The following is an 18,345-nucleotide window of genomic DNA, read 5'->3' as shown; positions in this document are numbered from 1 at the left end:
ATGCCCCCTTCCGCCGCGCCGGCCCTGCCTCGCCGCCTGGGCCACATCCTGTGCCTCGACGACTTCGAGGCGGCGGCCCGCCGGCACCTGCCGGCTCCCGTGTTCGCGTATGTCTCGGGCGGGGTGGAGCGCAACCAGTCGTTGCGCGCCAACGCCGCGGCCTTCGAGCGCCACGAGTTCGTGACCCGGGTGCTGGTGGACACCTCCCGGCGCTCCACCGAGACCGAGCTGTTCGGCCACACCTGGTCCGCGCCCTTCGGCATCGCGCCCATGGGCATCTGCGCGCTGTCCGCCTACCGGGGCGACCTGGTGCTCACGCAGGCGGCGGCCGCCGAGAACGTGCCCATGGTCATGAGCGGCTCCTCGCTGATCCGGCTGGAGGAGGTGGTGCAGGCCAACCCGCGGGCCTGGTTCCAGGCCTACGTGCCGGGGCGCGAGGACCAGATCGAGGCGCTGGTCGAGCGGGTGAAGGCGGCCGGCTATGGCACCCTGGTGGTGACGCTGGACGTCACCATCGCCGCCAACCGCGAGAACAACATCCGCGCCGGCTTCTCGACGCCGCTGCGACCGAGCCTGTCCCTGGCGTGGCAGGGCGTGACGCATCCGCGCTGGCTGGTCGGCACCTTCCTGCGCACCCTGGTGCGCCATGGCATGCCGCACTTCGAGAACAACCACGCGCAGCGCGGCGCGCCGATCCTCTCGGCCTCGGTGCTGCGGGACTTCTCGGACCGCGGCCACCTGACCTGGGACCACCTGCGCCTGATCCGGCGGCTGTGGCCGGGCCGGCTGGTGGTCAAGGGCGTGCTCGACGTGCGCGACGCGCGCATGGCGGTGGACTGCGGGGCCGACGGCCTCATCGTCTCCAACCATGGCGGTCGCCAGCTCGATGGCACGGTCTCGCCGATGCGGGTGCTGCCCGGCATCGTGCAGGCCTGCCCGCAGGTGCCGGTGATGATCGACAGCGGCTTCCGCCGCGGCACCGACGTGCTCAAGGCCCTGGCCCTGGGGGCCCGGTTCGTATTTGTCGGCCGGCCGTTCAACTACGCCGCCTCGGTGGCGGGCGAGGCCGGCGTGCGCAAGGGCATCAGCCTGCTGCGCGAGGAGGTCTCGCGCGACATGGCGATGCTGGGCGTCTCGCGCACCACGCAGGTCGACCCGGGGCTGCTCCTGCCGGTGTGAGCCGGGCGGGGGGCGGCGGAACTTCGGCGGGGCCGACGCATCTGCCATCATCATGCGCTCCCGACATCCTGATCACCGGCCCTCGATGACACGCTTCCTCTCCTGCACGCTGGCGGCCCTGTTCGCCCTGGCCCCGATGCTGCCGGCCCGCGCCCATGGCGATGCGGCCCATGGGGGCGCGCCCCGCGCCTTCGACCCCGCGCGGGTCGAGGCCACGCCCTTCGGTCAGGAGGGCGACCCGAAGAAGGTCACCCGCACCGTGCAGGTCCGCATGGGTGACGACATGCGCTTCGTCCCCGGCACGCTCACCGTGCGGCGCGGCGAGACGGTGCGCCTGCGCGTGGCGAACCGGGGCCAGGTGATGCACGAGCTGGTGATCGGCACCCCCCGGGAGCTGGCCGAGCATGCGGAACAGATGCGCAAGTTCCCCGGCATGGAGCATGACGCGCCGCACATGGCGCATGTGAAGCCGGGTGCGACCGGCGAGATCGTCTGGCAGTTCACGCAGGCTGGCGAGTTCCAGTTCGCCTGCCTGATCCCGGGCCACTTCGAGGCCGGGATGGTCGGCAAGGTCGTCGTGCGCTAGGGTTGCGCCTGGCGGGCTGGATCGAGGCATCCATGCAGGCCGTCCCGGGCCGGCCGCTCCAGGGCCCGGGCGTGCCGGTCTTCGACGTGCTGGCCGGCTCCTTCACCCGCCTCACGCGGGGTGCGCGCGGCGACACCTTCCGTGCGACCGCGGCCCGCTGGGTACCATTTCCTTCCGTTTCGCCTGAGAAAACCCCTGCAACGCCCTGGAGCGACCATGACCCAACGCACCGCCGCCGACTTTCACCCCGACGAGTGGAAGGCCCGCGTCGAACTCGCCGCCTGCTACCGCATCTTCGACATGCTGGGGTGGACGGAGATGATCTACAACCACATCACCGTGCGCGTGCCCGAAAGCGTGTCCGGCAGCGAGCGGCAATTCCTGATCAACCCCTTCGGCCTGCACTACTCCGAGGTCACCGCCAGCAACCTGGTGAAGATCGACGTGCAGGGCCGCAAGCTGGACGACTCGCCCTGGCCGGTGAACCCGGCGGGCTTCACCATCCATGGCGCGATCCACGAGCATGTGGAGGGCGCGCACTGCGTGATGCACACCCACACCACCGCCGGCCTGGCGGTGGCCTGCACGCAGGGCGGGCTGGCGCAGAACAACTTCTATTCGGCGCAGCTGCATGACCTGGTGGCCTACCACGACTTCGAGGGCATCACGGTGCATGCCGAGGAGGCGCCGCGCCTGCTCGCCAGCATGGGCAGCAAGCCGCTCGTGATCCTGCGGAACCACGGCCTGCTGGCCGCGGGGCCGACCCTGCCCCTGGCGCTGGTGCGCCTGTGGACCCTGCAGCGCGCCTGCGAGGTGCAGGTGATGCAGGCGGCCCTCGGCCCGGCGATCCCGGTGAGCGAGGCGGTGGCCCGCAAGACCACCGACGACGCGTTGCAGTGGGACGCCCGCTTCGGCGCCGGGCAGGACGTGTTCGACGCCCTGGTGCGCCGCGTCGACCGCATCGACGACAGCTACAAGCGCTGAACGCCGAGGGCCGGGCGGGGTCGCGCCATTCGCTAGACTCGGTTTCGCGCCCAGGGGCGGCCAGGCCAGGCCGCCCGGCGCCCCGATCCACGCCGCAGGCAGGAGGAGCCCCACGCCATGCACGGCCAACGACAACGCCTGCGCGTCCTCGCCGCGGGCATCTTCAGCCTGCTGCTGTCGGTGGGCGTGGCCCGCTTCGCCTACACCCCGCTGCTGCCGCTGATGCAGTCCCAGGCGGGCCTGGGCGTCGCCGAGGGCGGCTGGCTGGCCGCCATCAACTACGCCGGCTACCTGACCGGCGCCCTCATCGCCTCCCTGGTCGGCGACCTCGTGCTGAAGGACCGCCTCTACCGCCTGGGCATGGTGCTGGCCGTGGCCACCACGGTGATGATGGGCCTGGCGTCCAACGTGGTGCTGTGGGCCGTCTCCCGCTACCTCGCCGGCCTGGGCAGCGCCGCCGGCATGCTGCTTGGCACCGGCCTGATCATGAACTGGCTGATCCGCCATGGCCACCGCAGCGAGCTGGGCATCCACTTCTCGGGCCTGGGCCTGGGCATCGCCGGGGCGGCGGTGCTGGTGGAGGTGTTCGCGCGCTGGTTCGACTGGCAGGGCCAGTGGTTCGCCTTCACCGCCGTCGCCGTGGTGCTGCTGGTGCCGGCCCTGCGCTGGCTGCCGCCGCCCGACACCACCGGCCTGACCGCCGCCGGCGCGAAGATGGAGGACCATCCCCCCGGCGCGCTGTACCTGCGGGTCTTCATGGCGGCCTACTTCTGCGCCGGCGTCGGCTACGTGGTCAGCGCCACCTTCATCGTGGCCATCGTGAACCAGCTGCCGGGCCTGGGCGGCCGCGGCAACCTGGCCTTCCTGGCCATCGGCCTGGCGGCCGCGCCGGCCTGCATCTGCTGGGACTTCGTGGCCCGGCGCACCGGCGACCTGAATGCCCTGATCCTGGCCGCGGTGCTGCAGGTCGTGGGGATCCTGCTGCCGGTAGCGGTGGGCGGGCTGGCGATGACGCTGCTGGGGGCCGTGATGTTCGGCGGCACCTTCATCGGCATGGTGAGCCTGGTGCTCACCATGGCGGGGCGCTACTACCCCACGCGGCCCGCCAAGATGATGGGCAAGATGACGATGACCTACGGCGCTGCCCAGATCGTGGCGCCTGCCGTCACCGGCGCGCTGGCCGCGCGCTTCGGCGGCTACGCGGTGGGGCTGTACCTTGCCGCCGCGGTGATGGTGGCGGGTACCGGCCTGCTGCTGGTGCTGCGGGTGATCGAGCGGCGCGACCGGCGCGCCGCCGCCGCGGGCCTCACGGCCGGGGCGTGAGCACCGGGCACGCCGGGCCGCCGCAGGGCGGCGGCGCGCGTCGGGGGGGCGGGCGCAAGCGAGGCCCGGCGGCCGCAGCCGCCGCTCACTCCGCCGGCGCCACCGAGGCGCCTTCGATGCCGTGGCGCGCCAGCGCCCGGGCCACGAAGCCGCTGGCCTTCTGCTCTTCGACATAGGCGCGCAGGGCGGCGGCCGCCGCGTCGCCGCGCCCGCGCGGGCAGCCCATGGCCTGGCGGATCACCATGAAGCGGCCCGGCAGCAGGCGCAGGCCGCCGATGCGCGAGGCATCGGCCTCGAGCTGCTGCTTCACGCCGGCGGCCACGTCGGCCCCGGTGGCGATGAAATGCTCCACCACCGCGGGCGAGCTGGGCGCGCGCTCGATCGTGGCGGCCTTGATCTCGCGGGTCAGGTACAGGTCGTAGGCGCTGCCCAGGCCCACCACCAGGCGGATGCCCGCGTGGTCCACCTGCTCGTTGCTTTCCAGGGGGGACTCCTGGTTCACCAGGTAGCAGCCCTCGATCAGCACGTAGGGCGCGGTGAAGTGGATGCCTTCGCCGCGCTTGGGGTCCACCGCGAAGAAGCCGATGTCGGCCTCCTCGCGGGTCACCGCGTCGACCGACTTGCCGGCGGTGTCGAAGACCACCAGCTCCAGTTCCACGCCCAGGCGCTGGGCGAAGCCGCGCGCCAGGTCCACGGACACGCCGTGGACCTCGCCGGTGTCGGCCCGCTTGCCGGCGAGGATGGGGTTGCCCAGGTTGATGGAGGCGCGCAGCCGCCCCGTGGGGGTGAACGCTTTGACGATGTCGGCAGCCAGGGTCATGGTCGGTCTCAGGGGTTGAGGATGTCGCGGATGCGTATCAGGTTCCTGAGCTTGCCTGGCAGGGGCCCGGGCATCAAGGGGGAGGCATGCCGATTGCGTGCGCGCTCCAGCAGGCGGCGCACGCGGGTGATGCGGCGCTTGCCGGCCCAGGTGCTGCTCCAGGATCGAAGGTATCACGCCGCCGTCGCGCAGCAGCGCCCGCGCAGGCGCATTCCAGCCGGCCCCCGGCGCCGGCTCGTTCAGGCGGGCAGCAGCTCGCGGATGCGCCCCACCAGGTCGGTGGCGCTGAAGGGCTTGGGGAAGGCGGCGGTGGCGCCGGGGATGTCGATGGAGCCGATGCCCAGGCGCGTCGCCACCGAGCCGCTGCTGCCGGAGACCACGATCACCGGCAGCGCCGGCTGGTCCTCGCGCACGCGCCGCACGAACTCCACGCCGTCCATGTTCGGCATCACCAGGTCGGTGACGACCAGGTCCACCCGCGTGCCGGCCATGCGATCCAGCGCCTCGGCCCCGTCACCCGCCACCAGCACCTGGAAGCCCTGGAGCTCGAGCACCTCCTGGATGCCGCTTCGCAGCAGCTCTTCGTCTTCAACGAGCAGGATGGTGTGCAAGGAATCTCCAGGTGGGGCAGGGGCGAAGCCGCGGATTGTAGGTGGCGCCTCGGGCGCCGGCTTGACGCACCACAATGCGCGGATGGATGCCGAATCTTCACGCCTGCTGCGGAGCCTGCTGGCGGGCCGCCGCGTCGCCGCCCTCGCCACCCTGCATCGCGGCGAGCCCGCCGTCTCCATGGTGCCCTTCGTGCTCGCACCCTGGGGCGACGCGTTCCTGGTCCATGTCAGCGAGCTGGCCACGCACACGCGCGACATGCGCGAGCACCCGCGGGTGGGCCTGCTGGTGACGGCGGCGGAGGACGGCCCCTGGCCGCCGCAGGCGCTGCCGCGCGTGGCCCTGCAGGCCCGGGCCGCGCCCCTGCCCGCCGGCGACCCGCGCCATGCCGCGGCGCGCGCGCACTACCTCGCGCGCTTCCCCGACTCGGCGCCCACCTTCGAGCTGTCCGATTTCTCCCTCGTGGTCCTGGAGCCGCTGTCCGCCCGCCTGGTGGCCGGCTTCGGCCGCGCCTCGGCCCTGGCCGGCGAGGCCCTCCTGGCCTGGCTGCGCGAGGCGGGCTGAGGCCTTCCGGCGCCTCGCCGGGTTACCCACGGCGCCTGTGGGCGAGGCTGTGGACAGCGGGCGGGACAACCTCCGCAAGCCGCGCCAGGCTTGGGTTTCCACGGTTTGCCCAAAAAACGGGCAGGCCGGCGGCGCTGGCGGGATGGCGTTCGGCGGTGTCGCCTGCGTGGCGGAAATTCCTTCGGTCCTTGGGCAGAATCCGCGCAGGAATTCAGGAGCATTTTCATGACCCGGCCGAAAAACACCCGCAAGCCGGCCAAGCCGGCCCGCACCGCGCCCCTGGCCGATGACGCCCCGGCCAGCTTCGACAAGTTCGACCTCGCCATCCTGCGCGAGCTGCTGTCCGACTCGCGCCGCACCCTGCAGGAGATCGGCGAGGCGGTGAAGCTGTCGCCCACCACCTGCTGGAGCCGCATCAAGCGCCTGGAGGCCGAGGGCGTGATCCGCAAGTACAGCCTCGAGATCGACCGCGCGCGCCTGGGCTACAAGGAGACGGTGATCCTGCAGCTCACGCTGGAAAGCCATACCGACCAGACGCTGTTCGACTTCGGCAAGACCCTCGCCCAGATCCCCGAGGTGCTCGACGCCTATCTCGTCTCCGGCGACTACGACTACCACCTGCGCATCGCCGTCAAGGACACCCGCGACTACGAGCGCCTGCTGCGCGAGAAGCTGTACAAGATCCCCGGCATCCGACAGAGCAAGTCCAGCTTCGTGCTGCGCGTGCTGAAGGACACGAACGTCCCCGCCGTCTGAACACCCATCCCAGGAGCCACCCCATGCACGACCACCTGCTTCGCGCCGCCACCGAGCTGGCCGACAGCCTGCGCGGCGACCGCCATGTCGACGCGCTGCCCGACGCCATCCGCCCGCGCACCCGCGCCGAGGGCTATGCGGCGCAGGCCGCCTGGCCGGCGCTGCTGGGCCAGCCCGTCGCCGGCTGGAAGATCGCCGCCACCAGCGAGGCCGGACAGCGCCACATCGCGGTGAGCGGGCCGCTGGCCGGGCCGGTGTTCGCCCACCGCGTGGCCGGCCCGGGCGCCGCCGTCTCGCTGGCCGGCAACCGCATGCGCGTGGCCGAGTGCGAGGTGGTGTTCACCCTCGGTCGCACGCTGGCGCCGCGCGCCGGCGGCTACACCCGCGAGGAGGTGCTGGCGGCGGTGGCCACGGTGCACCCCGGCATCGAGGTGCCGGATTCGCGGTTCGCGCAGTTCGAGCGCGCCGGCGAGGCCCAGCTGGTCGCCGACTGCGCCTGCTGCCGTGACATGGTGCTGGGCGCCCCGGTGGCGCCCGAGCCGCAGCAGCTCGCGGCGCTGCCCGGCCTGCAGGTGCGCGCCCGCGTGAGCGACGGCCGCACGGCCGAGGGCGTGGGCCGCAACGTGCTGGGCGACCCGGTCGAGGCCCTGGTCTGGTTCGTCAACGAGATCGGGGCGGCCGGCCAGGCGGTGCAGGCCGGCCAGTTCGTCACCACCGGCGCCTGCGTGCCCCCGATCCCGGTGGCGCCGGGGCAGCGGGTGGAGGCGGACTTCGGCTGGCTCGGCACCCTCGCCGCCGAATTCACCTGAGCCCCCGGCGGGCGGCGGGGCGCCGCTACCATGCCCCGCATGTTCAAGTCCTTCTTCCTCTCGCGCCGCTGGTGGGTCTGGGCTTTCCCGGGCTCGGCGCTGATCCTCTACACCACCTGGTACCGCGTCAGCCTGGACGTGCAGATCAACGAGTGGTTCGGCGTGTTCTACGACACGGTGCAGAGCGCGCTGTCCAAGCCCGGCAGCGTGACCCTGCCCCAGTTCTGGGGCGAGCTGCTCACCTTCGGCCGCATCGCCATGCTGTACGTGGTGATCACCGTGGTGGTGGAGTTCTTCACCAAGCACTTCATCTTCCGATGGCGCCAGGCCATGAACGACTACTACATGGCCCACTGGGAGCGCCTGCGCCACATCGAGGGCGCGGCGCAGCGCGTGCAGGAGGACACCATGCGCTTCGCCCGGATCATGGAGGGCCTGGGCGTGGAGCTGATGCGAAGCCTCATGACCCTGGCCGCCTTCCTGCCGATCCTGTGGGCGCTGTCGGCGCAGGTCACCGAGCTGCCCTGGCTCGGGCCGGTGCCGCACTCCATGGTCTGGGTCGCGATCGTCTCCGCCATGGCCGGCACGGTGCTGCTCGCGGCGGTGGGCTTCAAGCTGCCGGGGCTGGAGTTCCAGAACCAGCGGGTCGAGGCGGCCTACCGCAAGGAGCTGGTCTACGGCGAGGACGACCCGCAGCGCGCCCAGGGCCCGGCGGTGAAGGCGCTGTTCGACGACGTGCGCCGCAATTACTTCCGGCTGTTCTTCCACTACCTGTACTTCGACGTGGCCAAGTGGTCGTACCTGCAGTTCTCGGTGCTGATCCCGCTGATCGCGCTGGCGCCCACCGTGGTGGCCGGCGTCATCACCCTGGGCGCGATGCAGCAGATCACCCGGGCCTTCGACCGGGTGGAGGGCTCGTTCCAGTTCCTGGTCCTGAGCTGGGGGACCATCGTCGAACTGATCTCGGTCTACAAGCGCCTGAAGGCGTTCGAACGCCAGATCCATCTCCAGCCGGGGGAGGGCGCGCTGGCGGCGGTGCGAAAATAGCGCCTTTCGCCGCATTCCCGGAGATCCCGTTCCCATGACCCGCGTCTTCAACTTCAGCCCCGGCCCCGCCACCCTGCCCGAGGCCGTCCTGCGCCAGGCCGCCGACGAGATGCTGGACTGGCGCGGCACCGGCATGTCCGTCATGGAGATGAGCCACCGCGGCCCGGAATTCATCTCCATCTTCGAGGAGGCCGAGGCCGACCTGCGCGAGTTGATGGCGATCCCGGCGAACTACAAGGTGCTGTTCCTGCAGGGCGGCGGCATCGGCGAGAACGCCATCGTGCCGATGAACCTGATCGCCCGCACCGGCCAGGCCGACTACGTCGTCTCCGGCGACTGGTCGAAGAAGTCGGCCAAGGAGGCCGCGCACTTCGGCACCATCCGCATCGCCGCCAGCAGCGAGGAGGGCGGCCGCTACCTGCGTACGCCGGCGCAGTCGACCTGGCAGATCGATCCGAAGGCCGCCTACGTCCACATCTGCTCCAACGAGACCATCGGCGGCGTGGAGTACTTCTGGACGCCCGACACCGGCGACGTGCCCCTGGTGGCCGACATGTCCTCGAACATCCTCTCGCGCCCGATCGACGTCTCCAGGTACGGCCTGATCTACGCCGGCGCCCAGAAGAACATCGGCCCCTCGGGCCTGACGGTGGTGATCGTGCGCGAGGACCTGCTGGGCCACGCGCTGCCCTACACGCCCGAGGTCTTCAACTACAAGACCCAGGCCGACGCCGGCTCCATGTACAACACCCCGCCGACCTACGCGATCTACATCGCCGGCCTGGTGTTCAAGCACGTCAAGGCCATGGGCGGCGTCACCGCCATGGAGGCGCACAACCGCGCCAAGGCCAAGGTGCTGTACGACTTCCTCGACGGCAGCCGCTTCTTCAGCAACCCCATCGACCCGGCCGACCGCTCCCTGATGAACGTGCCGTTCTGGCTCGCCAACCCGGCGCTGGACGAGGCCTTCCTGGCCGGCGCCAAGGCCCGTGGCCTGATCCAGCTCAAGGGCCACCGCTCGGTGGGCGGCATGCGCGCCTCGATCTACAACGCCATGTCGGTCGAGGGCGTGCAGGCGCTGGTGGGCTACATGCAGGAGTTCGAGGCGGCCAACGCCTGAGCCCGGCGGGGACCGCGCGGGCGGCGCCCCGCGCCGGCGCGGGCGGGAGCACAATCGTCGGGTTGCGACGACCGGGAGGCCCGCCCCATGACCCACGCATTCGCCCACACCCTGCGTCCCCTGCGCCTCGGCGCCGGCAAGTCCGCCACCGGGGGGCGCCTGTTCAGCCTGCCGGCGCTCGCCGCGGAGTACCCCGGCGTTTCGCGCCTGCCGCACTCCCTGCGCATCGTCCTCGAGTCGGTGCTGCGCCACTGCGACGGGCTCAAGGTCACGCCCGGCCATGTGCGCGCCCTGGCCAACTGGCAACCGCAGGCGCCGCGCACCGAGGAGATTCCCTTCACCGTCGCCCGGGTGGTGCTGCAGGACTTCACCGGCGTGCCCCTGCTGGCCGACCTCGCCGCCATGCGCAGCGCCGCCGCCCGCCTGGGCCGCGCGCCCGGGGCCATCGAGCCCCTGGTGCCGGTGGACCTGGTGGTGGACCACTCGGTGATGGTGGACCACTACGGCACCCGCGACGCGCTCGACCTGAACATGCGCCTGGAGTTCCAGCGCAATCGCGAGCGCTACGAGTTCATGAAGTGGGGCATGCAGGCCTTCGACACCTTCGGCGTCGTGCCCCCGGGCTTCGGCATCGTGCACCAGGTGAACCTGGAGTACCTGGCCCGCGGCGTGCACCGCGACGCGGACGGCATCCACTACCCCGACTCCCTGGTCGGCACCGACAGCCACACCACCATGATCAACGGGGTGGGCGTGGTGGCCTGGGGCGTGGGCGGCATCGAGGCCGAGGCCGCGATGCTGGGGCAGCCGGTCTACTTCCTCACGCCCGACGTGGTGGGCGTGGAACTCTCCGGCCGCCTGCGCGAGGGCTGCACCGCCACCGACCTGGTGCTCACCGTGACCGAGCTGCTGCGGCGGCACAAGGTGGTGGGCAAGTTCGTGGAGTTCTTCGGCGAGGGCGCGCGCACGCTCGCCGTCCCCGACCGCGCCACGCTGGGCAACATGGCCCCCGAGTACGGCGCCACCATGGGCTTCTTCCCGGTGGACGACAAGACCATCGCCTACTTCGAGGGTACCGGCCGCGACAAGGGCGAGGTCGCGGCGCTGGAGGCGTACTTCCGGGCGCAGGAGATGTTCGGCATCCCGCTGGCGGGCGAGGTCGACTACTCGCAGGTCGTGCGGCTGGACCTGGGCAGCGTCGCCCCCAGCCTGGCGGGCCCCAAGCGCCCGCAGGACCGCATCGAGATCGGCCAGGTGGCGCGCCAGTTCGCCACGCTGTACAGCCAGCCCGCCGCCGCCAACGGCTTCAACCGGCCCGCCGAGACCCTGCTCACGCGTCACCTGGTGCATGCGGGCGGCGAGGCCCGGGACCCGAAGGTGCCCGCCACGCCGCCATCGCGCGCCCATGCGCCGCGCCACGAGCAGGAGATGGAGGCCAACAGGCCCACCCTGCAGTCGGCCGTGCACGAGGCGCCGCCGCGCGAGCGCCATGTGCAGGACGTGACCATCGGCAACGGCGACGTGCTGATCGCCGCCATCACCAGCTGCACCAACACCTCCAACCCCGGCGTCATGCTGGCCGCGGGCCTGCTCGCGAAGAAGGCGGTGAAGGCCGGCCTGCGGGTGGCGCCCCACATCAAGACCTCGCTGGCGCCGGGCTCGCGCATCGTCACCGAGTACCTGGTCAAGGCCGGCCTGCTGCCGTACCTGGAGGAACTGGGCTTCACCGTGGCCGGCTACGGCTGCACCACCTGCATCGGCAATGCCGGCGACCTCGCGCCCGAGATCAACGAGGCCCTCGTCAAGAGCGACCTGGTATGCGCCGCGGTGCTCTCGGGCAACCGCAACTTCGAGGCGCGCATCCACCCCAACCTCAAGGCCAACTTCCTGGCCAGCCCGCCGCTGGTGGTGGCCTACGCCATCGCCGGCACGGTGCTGCGTGACCTCATGACCGAGCCGGTGGGCCGCGGCCGGGACGGCAAGGACGTCTGGCTCGGCGACATCTGGCCCACCAGCGACGAGGTCCATGCGCTGATGCGGCATGCCATGAACGGCAAGGCCTACCGCGCCAACTACGCGCGGGTGCAGTCCGACCCGGGCCTGCTGTGGGAGCGCATCCAGGGCGGCTCGGGCGAGGTCTACGACTGGCCGGCCAGCACCTACATCGCGCAGCCGCCGTTTTTCGACGGCTTCACCCCGCAGCCGCCGGCCGCCGGCGAGCCGGTGAAGGTCGTGGGGGCGCGGGTGATGGCGCTGTTCGGCGACTCCATCACCACCGACCACATCTCGCCGGCCGGCTCCATCAAGGAGCACTCGCCGGCCGGCCAGTGGCTGATCGCCCACGGCGTGGGCAAGGCCGACTTCAACAGCTACGGCGCGCGCCGCGGCAACCACGAGGTGATGGTGCGCGGCACCTTCGCCAACGTTCGCATCAAGAACCTGATGATCCCGCCCGGGGCCGACGGCTCGCGCGAGGAGGGCGGCTTCACCCTCCACCGCGACGACGCGGGCAACGTGCAGAAGATGTTCATCTACGATGCGGCCATGAAGTACATGGCACAGGGGCTGCCCACCGTCGTTTTCGCCGGCGAGGAGTACGGCACCGGCTCCTCTCGCGACTGGGCGGCCAAGGGCACGCTGCTGCTCGGGATCAAGGCGGTGATCGCCCGCAGCTTCGAGCGCATCCACCGCAGCAACCTGGTGGGCATGGGCGTGCTGCCGCTGCAGTTCAAGGGCGATGACAGCTGGCAGTCGCTGGGCCTGGACGGCAGCGAGCGCATCGACGTCCTGCCCGACCCGCAGCTGGCCCCGCAGAGCGACGCCACGCTGGCCATCACCCGCGCCGACGGCCGCCGCCAGGAGGTGGTGGTCACGCTGCGCATCGACACCCCGATCGAGGTGGCCTACTACCGCCACGGCGGGATCCTGCCCTACGTGCTGCGGCAGCTGCTCGCGCAGCCGGTCTCCCGCATGGCGTCCGCATGAGCGCCGCGCCGGGCCGCCCCGAGCCGGCGAACGCCGCCCCGCGGCGCAGCGACGCACACGCCGTGCCGGGCGCGGGGGCTGGCGCGTGAGCCGCGACCTGCTGGTCGCGGGGGGCGGCATCGCCGGCCTGGCCGCTGCGCTGGCCGCCGTGCGCGCGGGCTGGATGGCCCGCGTGTTCGAGCAGGCGCCGCATTTCTCCGAGGTGGGCGCGGGCCTGCAGCTCGGGCCCAACGCCACCCGGGTGCTGCGCGCCTGGGACGTGCTGCCGCTGGTCAAGGACATCGCCTGCGCCCCGCGCCGCCTGGTCACGCGCGACGCGCTCACCGGCCGCGAGATCGCCAGCCTGCCGCTGGGCACCGATTTCGAGCGCCGCTACGGCGCGCCCTACCTCACGATGCACCGCGCCGACCTGCATGGCGCGCTGCTGCAGGCCGTGGGCGGCCTGGAGGTGGGGCTGCATCCGGGCGTGCGCATCGCCGGCTTCCTCGAGGAGGGCGCGGCGGTGGGCCTGCGCCTGGACGGGCGCGAGGCGCCGCAGGCCGATGCCCTGGCGGCCTGCGACGGCCTGTGGAGCGTGGCCCGCCAGCAGCTCCTGGGCGACGGCCCGGCCCGGCCCTCCGACCATGTGGCCTACCGCGGCCTGGCCACGCTGGCCGACCTGCCGGCCCCCTGGCAGGCCGGCGCGGGCGGCGGCGAGGTCACCGCCTGGCTCGGCCCGCGCCTGCACGCCGTGACCTACCCGGTGCGCGGCGGCGCGGTGCTGAACGTGGTGTGCGTGGTGCAGCAGTCCGTCGACGGCGAGCGCTTCGGCTGGGACCTGCCCGGCACCGTCGACCGCCTCCGGGCCGCGATGGGCCCGGCCTGCGCCCGCCTGCAGGAGGCGCTGCAGGCGGTGCCGTCCTGGGGCCTGTGGGTGCTGCATGACCGCGACCCGGTGGCCGGCGCGCACCAGATGGCGCTCGGCCGCGTGGCCCTGCTGGGGGATGCGGCGCACCCGATGCGCCCCTACCTCGCGCAGGGCGCCGCGATGGCGCTGGAGGATGCCTTCGAGCTGGGCCGCAGCCTGCAGGCGGTCACCGACCGCGTGCTGGACGTGCCCGACGCCCTGCAACGCTACGCGCTCGGGCGCTGGCAGCGGGTGGCCCGCGTGCAGCGGCGCGCGCTGCGCAACGGGACCATCTTCCATGCCACCGGCCCGGTGCGGCTGGCGCGCGACCTGGCCCTGCGCGGGCTGGGGGCGCGGCTGATGGACCAGCCCTGGCTGTACGGCTGACGGGTCGCGCCCGGCCGGGAACCCGGTGACGGCTCCGGCCACACCTCGCGGGTCGCGCCATGGTGGCCGACCTTGCAGGAGATGCCGCCCATGGCTGTCAGAGAGACCACGTTCAACCCCTACGCCGGACGGCCGCCGTCCGGACCTTCCTCCTCCGGTGACGGCAAGTCCGCGGGCGTGCGCCCCGCCGACTCCAAGGGCCGGCCGGTATGGCCGGATTCCCGGCGCGAGGCGCAGTCCTGTGTGCCGCGTCCCGCCCGCTACCCGGTGGCCGCGGCGGACGAGGAGGCGCTCCCGGTCCAGGGGCGCAAGGCCGAGGCCCTGCCCGCGCGCGGGCCCGGCGCCAAGCGCAAGGCCGAGGCGCAGGCCACGCCGCCCGAAGACCCGAAGCAGGCCCGCGCCGTGTGGGGGGGCCCGTCGCTCGCCACGGCGCAGGATTGCGCCCGGGTGTTCGCCCGGGCCCTGGAGACGGGCCAGGCGGCGTCCATCGCGTCCGCCGGGCGGAAGGTCGCCACGCAACTGGGCGGCGACGCGATCGACAGCGATTCGCAGGACCGGTTGTTCGATGCCCTGCTGCTGTCCTGCCCCGGCCGGGCGCTGCCCGACCTGGTGTCACTGATGCAGGGGACCGTCTCGGCCTGCCTGCCGGCCCCCGTCCCCGCGGCCCGCGCCGCCGCGTGGCTGGGCCAGTTCCATGCCGCCCTCGCCCGTGGCGAGGCCCTCCTGGGGCGGGACGAATGGGCCGCCCAGGCGCAGGCCGGCGAGCCCCTTGCCTGCATGGCCGCGGCCTGCGGGCAGCCGGTGGCATGGACCCTCGCCCACGTGATGCGCCTGGCCCATGACCCGGCCGACGACGTCCTGCAGGTGGACCTGGCCCGCGCCCTGGCTTCGGCGTTCGAGGCCCTGGCGGCGCGCGGCGAGGACCCGCACGCTGCCCTGGTGGCGGCGCTGCGCACCTGGGCGCAGGAGGGCTTCTGGTGGGGCCACCTCCTCGATGCCCTCACGCCGACCCAGACGCCGCAGGCGCGCGCCTGGGCCCTGGAGCGGTTGCGGGCCGGCGGGGAGGGGGCGCGTGACGCGGCGCAGCTCCTGGTGATGCTGGAACGCCAGCCCGACGAGGACGCCGAGACGCCGACGCTGTGCTCGCGGCTGCTCGATCGGCTGGTGGCCGCGACCCCCGAGGGCCTGACGCAGAACCCCGACCTGCCGCACGTGCTGGCGGGCGTCCTGCACCTCGTCCCGCGGACGTTTCCCCTCGGGGCCTGGCGTGACGTCCTCGAGGAATTCGTCTCCTGGGGCGATGGGCATGTCACGGATGCGCAGTGGCTGGCGTTCGGCCTGTTCGACCAGTCCCTGCGGTACCAGGGTGAGGGCGAGGGGGCCGGATGGGCCGAGGGCGAATGGCTCACCGTCGCCGCCCGGTTCCAGGCGCTGGCGACCGAGTGCGCCGACGACCCGCTGTGCGACAGCCTCATGGGCAGCGAGGACTTCACCGAGCGGGAGAAGGTCCGCCTGGCACGGCTGGTCCTCACGCTGTGGTCCCACGACGCGCCCAGGCCCGCCCGCTGGCTCGGGACGGCGGCCACGCTGCGCCTGTCCTTCGAGACGCGGATCGACCTCATGGCCGCCGTGATCGAGCTCCAGGGCGACGGCGTGGGCCGCCCGGACTTCGCCTTCGCCCGCCGGCAAGTGGTGGCGCGCATCCTGGAGGCGGGGAACGAGGGGGAGGGCCGGGAACCGGGCGAACGTCTCGCCCGCCAGGTCGAGGCGGCGCAAGGCCTGGTGGCCCTGTACCGCGCGTGGCAGGCGCGCAGGGGCCTGGAGCCGCTGTCCCGGATCACGCCACCCGACGCCGCCTGGGTCAGCGACAAGCTCGAGGATTTGAAGGATTACCAGGAATTCCTGGCGGACGAGGTTCGCGAACTCGAGCGGGAGCACCTGCCGGCCCTGGCGCTGCGCCCGGTGCTCGAGAGCCTCCTGCGGCCGATGCTGGAGCAGGTGGGCCGCCTGGTGGCCCCCGCGGCCAAGTCGTCCTGACGTGCGCAGGTCCGGGTCCTCGCAGGCGCCGGCCGCTCACATCCTGTAACTCTTCAGTAGCTTCGCTTTCATGCCCCCCGGGGGTACCGTGCGCGTTGGCGCCGGGGCTGTCCCGGTGCCATCAGCAAGGAGCGGTCACATGAATCCGAACCAGGCGTTGTGGGAGAAGGGCGATTTCACGCGCATCGCGGCGGCGATGCGCGAAAGCGGCGAGGACCTCGTGCGCGCGATCGGCATCGCGCCCGGCATGAAGGTGCTGGACCTGGGCTGCGGCGATGGCACCACCGCGCTGCCGGCGGCCCGCGCCGGCGCCGACGTGCTGGGCGTGGACATTTCCACCCCGCTGGTGGCGGCCGGCCGCCGGCGCGCCGAGGAGGCCGGCCTGGCGAACTGCCGCTTCGAGCACGGCGACGCCTGCGACCTGCAGGGCCTGCCGGACGGCCACTTCGACCGCGTCGTGAGCATCTTCGGCGCGATGTTCGCCCCGCGCCCGTTCGACGCGGCGAAGTCCATGGTGCGGGTGACGCGCCGGGGCGGGCGCATCGTCATGGGCAACTGGATCCCCAACGACCCGACCCTGGTGGCGCAGCTGCTCAAGACCAGCGCCGCGTTCTCGCCGCCGCCGCCCGAGGGCTTCATCAGCCCCATGACCTGGGGCGTGGAGGCCAACGTCATCGAGCGCTTCGGCGCCGCCGGCGTGCCGGCGCAGCGCATCGAGTTCGTCCGTGACACCTACACCTTCCGCCACCCGGGCTCGCCCACCGATTTCGTGGACCACTTCCGCCGCTTCTACGGGCCGACGATGAATGCCTTCGAGGCCGCGGAGAAGACCGAGCGCACCGAGGAACTGCGCGAGCAGCTCGAGGACCTGTTCGCCCGGCACAACACCAGCGGCAGCGCCGCCACCACCGTGATCCCGGCGACTTTCCTGCGGGTCACGGTGAACGTGGACTAGCCGGGGCGTGTGGGCGGTGCGCGCCCGCGGCGCTCAGTGCAGCGGGCCTTCCAGCGCCGGCAGGCCGTGGCGCGCGCGGGCCCGGGCGCAGGCGTCGCTGCCGGCCTCGAACTCGCGGCAGGGGGAGGGGCGCCACTCGTAGATGCCGCAGGCGGCCTTCACGCCCACCTGGCCGGTGAGCGCCGCGCAGCGCGGGGGCGAGTGGTCGGTGCCGCGCATGCGGCAGGTGTGGGCGGTCACCGGCACCGCCAGGCCCGAGGGCACGCGGCCGAACTGCTCGTCGAGTTCGTCGGCCGCGAAGTCCACCCGGAAGCTGGCGCAGCAGGCGCCGCAGGTGAGGCAGGGATGGACGTCGGCCACGCGAGGCGATCCAGGCCGGTCAGGCGACGCGCCCGAGCAGCAGGTACTCCATGAGCGCCTTCTGCACGTGCATGCGGTTCTCGGCCTCGTCCCAGACGACCGACTGCGGGCCGTCGATCACCTCGGCCTCGACCTCCTCGCCGCGGTGGGCAGGCAGGCAGTGCATGAACAGCGCGTCGGGCTTGGCCACGGCCATCATGCCGGCGTCGACGCACCAGTCGGCGAAGGCCTTCTTGCGCGCCTCGTTCTCGGCCTCGTAGCCCATGCTGGTCCAGACGTCGGTGGTCACCAGGTCGGCGCCCTTGCAGGCTTCCAGCGGGTCCTTGAACACCTTGTAGCTGCCGGTGCCGCGCACGCCGGCCACCGACTGGTCGACCTCGTAGCCGCTGGGCGTGCTCAGGTGCACGGTGAAGCCCAGGAGCTCGGCGGCCTGCAGCCAGGTGTTGGCCATGTTGTTGCCGTCGCCCACCCAGGCGACCACCTTGCCCTGGATCGAGCCGCGGTGCTCGATGAAGGTGAAGATGTCCGCCATGATCTGGCAGGGGTGGAACTCGTTGGTCAGGCCATTGATCACGGGCACCCGCGAGTGCGAGGCGAAGCGCTCGATCTTGTCCTGGCCGAAGGTGCGGATCATCACCAGGTCGACCATGCGGCTGATCACCCGGGCCGAGTCCTCGATCGGCTCGGCGCGGCCCAGCTGGCTGTCGCCGGTGGTCAGGTGGACCACGCTGCCCCCCAGCTGGTACATGCCGGCCTCGAAGCTCACGCGGGTGCGCGTGGAGGCCTTCTCGAAGATCATCGCCAGCGTGCGGTCGGCCAGCGGGTGGTACTTCTCGTAGGCCTTGAACTTGGCCTTGATGATGGCCGCGCGCTGGAACAGCCAGGCGTACTCGTCGGCCGTGAAGTCGGTGAACTGCAGGTAGTGCCGGATCGTCATG

Annotated in this window: 17 protein-coding genes; 13 read left to right on the top strand and 4 right to left on the bottom strand. The window is 72.4% G+C overall.

Features of this window, described 5'->3' with window-relative positions:
• The 4 genes from ACFQZY_RS03050 (at position 1) to ACFQZY_RS03035 (ending at position 4,072) form a co-directional block, all read left to right on the top strand.
• Complete coding sequence (locus ACFQZY_RS03050) at positions 1–1,179, top strand: alpha-hydroxy acid oxidase (RefSeq protein WP_377412424.1); 1,179 nt, start codon at positions 1–3, stop codon at positions 1,177–1,179.
• An 85-nt stretch (positions 1,180–1,264) separates the two neighbouring features.
• A complete protein-coding gene (locus ACFQZY_RS03045) occupies positions 1,265–1,765 on the top strand; it encodes a plastocyanin/azurin family copper-binding protein (protein ID WP_377412421.1) in 501 nt (166 codons plus the stop codon).
• A 216-nt stretch (positions 1,766–1,981) separates the two neighbouring features.
• The gene (locus tag ACFQZY_RS03040; RefSeq protein WP_377412418.1) at positions 1,982–2,749 is read left to right on the top strand and encodes a class II aldolase/adducin family protein; all 768 of its coding nucleotides are present in this window, start codon (positions 1,982–1,984) and stop codon (positions 2,747–2,749) included.
• Positions 2,750–2,866: 117 nt separating this feature from the next.
• The gene (locus ACFQZY_RS03035) at positions 2,867–4,072 is read left to right on the top strand and encodes a YbfB/YjiJ family MFS transporter (protein WP_377412415.1); all 1,206 of its coding nucleotides are present in this window, start codon (positions 2,867–2,869) and stop codon (positions 4,070–4,072) included.
• Between the two features lie 85 nt (positions 4,073–4,157).
• On the opposite strand, the gene ACFQZY_RS03030 is transcribed toward ACFQZY_RS03035, so the two are convergent.
• Together ACFQZY_RS03030 and ACFQZY_RS03025 are read right to left on the bottom strand one after the other, a co-directional pair.
• Positions 4,158–4,892: an ABC transporter substrate-binding protein gene (locus ACFQZY_RS03030; RefSeq protein ID WP_377412412.1), complete on the bottom strand. Its 735-nt coding sequence runs from the start codon at positions 4,890–4,892 to the stop codon at positions 4,158–4,160.
• Between the two features lie 239 nt (positions 4,893–5,131).
• Positions 5,132–5,503, bottom strand: coding sequence for a response regulator transcription factor (locus ACFQZY_RS03025; RefSeq protein WP_377412409.1), 372 nt, complete (start codon positions 5,501–5,503; stop codon positions 5,132–5,134).
• An 82-nt stretch (positions 5,504–5,585) separates the two neighbouring features.
• On the opposite strand from ACFQZY_RS03025, the gene ACFQZY_RS03020 reads away from it, so the two are divergent.
• The 9 genes from ACFQZY_RS03020 (at position 5,586) to ACFQZY_RS02980 (ending at position 17,047) form a co-directional block, all read left to right on the top strand.
• Entirely contained in the window at positions 5,586–6,065 is a 480-nt protein-coding gene (locus ACFQZY_RS03020) for a HugZ family protein (RefSeq protein ID WP_377412406.1), read from the top strand.
• A gap of 225 nt (positions 6,066–6,290) precedes the next feature.
• Positions 6,291–6,821, top strand: coding sequence for an Lrp/AsnC family transcriptional regulator (locus ACFQZY_RS03015; protein ID WP_377412403.1), 531 nt, complete (start codon positions 6,291–6,293; stop codon positions 6,819–6,821).
• Positions 6,822–6,844: 23 nt separating this feature from the next.
• A complete protein-coding gene (locus ACFQZY_RS03010; RefSeq protein WP_377412400.1) occupies positions 6,845–7,630 on the top strand; it encodes a 2-keto-4-pentenoate hydratase in 786 nt (261 codons plus the stop codon).
• 30 nt (positions 7,631–7,660) lie between these two features.
• Complete coding sequence (gene sbmA, locus ACFQZY_RS03005; RefSeq protein ID WP_377412398.1) at positions 7,661–8,677, top strand: peptide antibiotic transporter SbmA; 1,017 nt, start codon at positions 7,661–7,663, stop codon at positions 8,675–8,677.
• Positions 8,678–8,711: 34 nt separating this feature from the next.
• Entirely contained in the window at positions 8,712–9,797 is a 1,086-nt protein-coding gene (gene serC / locus ACFQZY_RS03000; protein WP_377412395.1) for a 3-phosphoserine/phosphohydroxythreonine transaminase, read from the top strand.
• Positions 9,798–9,884: 87 nt separating this feature from the next.
• A complete protein-coding gene (gene acnA, locus ACFQZY_RS02995; protein WP_377412392.1) occupies positions 9,885–12,782 on the top strand; it encodes an aconitate hydratase AcnA in 2,898 nt (965 codons plus the stop codon).
• Positions 12,783–12,867: 85 nt separating this feature from the next.
• The gene (locus tag ACFQZY_RS02990) at positions 12,868–14,055 is read left to right on the top strand and encodes an FAD-dependent monooxygenase (RefSeq protein WP_377412390.1); all 1,188 of its coding nucleotides are present in this window, start codon (positions 12,868–12,870) and stop codon (positions 14,053–14,055) included.
• Between the two features lie 90 nt (positions 14,056–14,145).
• Positions 14,146–16,092 carry a hypothetical protein gene (locus ACFQZY_RS02985; RefSeq protein ID WP_377412387.1) on the top strand — a complete coding sequence of 649 codons (1,947 nt, stop codon included), beginning with the start codon at positions 14,146–14,148 and terminating at the stop codon, positions 16,090–16,092.
• Positions 16,093–16,231: 139 nt separating this feature from the next.
• On the top strand, positions 16,232–17,047 hold the full coding sequence (locus tag ACFQZY_RS02980; RefSeq protein ID WP_377412384.1) for a class I SAM-dependent methyltransferase: 816 nt from the start codon (positions 16,232–16,234) through the stop codon (positions 17,045–17,047).
• A gap of 33 nt (positions 17,048–17,080) precedes the next feature.
• Here ACFQZY_RS02980 and ACFQZY_RS02975 read toward each other — a convergent pair whose 3' ends face one another.
• Both ACFQZY_RS02975 and argF read right to left on the bottom strand, forming a co-directional pair.
• Positions 17,081–17,407 carry a YkgJ family cysteine cluster protein gene (locus ACFQZY_RS02975; RefSeq protein ID WP_377412382.1) on the bottom strand — a complete coding sequence of 109 codons (327 nt, stop codon included), beginning with the start codon at positions 17,405–17,407 and terminating at the stop codon, positions 17,081–17,083.
• A 19-nt stretch (positions 17,408–17,426) separates the two neighbouring features.
• The gene (gene argF / locus ACFQZY_RS02970) at positions 17,427–18,344 is read right to left on the bottom strand and encodes an ornithine carbamoyltransferase (protein WP_377412379.1); all 918 of its coding nucleotides are present in this window, start codon (positions 18,342–18,344) and stop codon (positions 17,427–17,429) included.
• Between the last annotated feature and the right edge of the window lies 1 nt (position 18,345).

Source organism: Ramlibacter sp. GCM10027632 (assembly GCF_042675325.1).
Classification (GTDB): domain Bacteria; phylum Pseudomonadota; class Gammaproteobacteria; order Burkholderiales; family Burkholderiaceae_C; genus Ramlibacter.
Note: the sequence above shows the minus strand (reverse complement) of the source record. Positions and strands in the feature narration are given on the sequence as shown.

Coding starts and splice junctions, on each gene's coding strand:
- ACFQZY_RS03050 (WP_377412424.1), top strand. CDS start 1: ATGCCCCCTTCCGCCGCGCCGGCCCTGCCTCGCCGCCTGGGCCACATC.
- ACFQZY_RS03045 (WP_377412421.1), top strand. CDS start 1,265: ATGACACGCTTCCTCTCCTGCACGCTGGCGGCCCTGTTCGCCCTGGCC.
- ACFQZY_RS03040 (WP_377412418.1), top strand. CDS start 1,982: ATGACCCAACGCACCGCCGCCGACTTTCACCCCGACGAGTGGAAGGCC.
- ACFQZY_RS03035 (WP_377412415.1), top strand. CDS start 2,867: ATGCACGGCCAACGACAACGCCTGCGCGTCCTCGCCGCGGGCATCTTC.
- ACFQZY_RS03030 (WP_377412412.1), bottom strand. CDS start 4,892: ATGACCCTGGCTGCCGACATCGTCAAAGCGTTCACCCCCACGGGGCGG.
- ACFQZY_RS03020 (WP_377412406.1), top strand. CDS start 5,586: ATGGATGCCGAATCTTCACGCCTGCTGCGGAGCCTGCTGGCGGGCCGC.
- ACFQZY_RS03015 (WP_377412403.1), top strand. CDS start 6,291: ATGACCCGGCCGAAAAACACCCGCAAGCCGGCCAAGCCGGCCCGCACC.
- ACFQZY_RS03010 (WP_377412400.1), top strand. CDS start 6,845: ATGCACGACCACCTGCTTCGCGCCGCCACCGAGCTGGCCGACAGCCTG.
- sbmA (WP_377412398.1), top strand. CDS start 7,661: ATGCCCCGCATGTTCAAGTCCTTCTTCCTCTCGCGCCGCTGGTGGGTC.
- serC (WP_377412395.1), top strand. CDS start 8,712: ATGACCCGCGTCTTCAACTTCAGCCCCGGCCCCGCCACCCTGCCCGAG.
- acnA (WP_377412392.1), top strand. CDS start 9,885: ATGACCCACGCATTCGCCCACACCCTGCGTCCCCTGCGCCTCGGCGCC.
- ACFQZY_RS02985 (WP_377412387.1), top strand. CDS start 14,146: ATGGCTGTCAGAGAGACCACGTTCAACCCCTACGCCGGACGGCCGCCG.
- ACFQZY_RS02980 (WP_377412384.1), top strand. CDS start 16,232: ATGAATCCGAACCAGGCGTTGTGGGAGAAGGGCGATTTCACGCGCATC.
- argF (WP_377412379.1), bottom strand. CDS start 18,344: ATGACGATCCGGCACTACCTGCAGTTCACCGACTTCACGGCCGACGAG.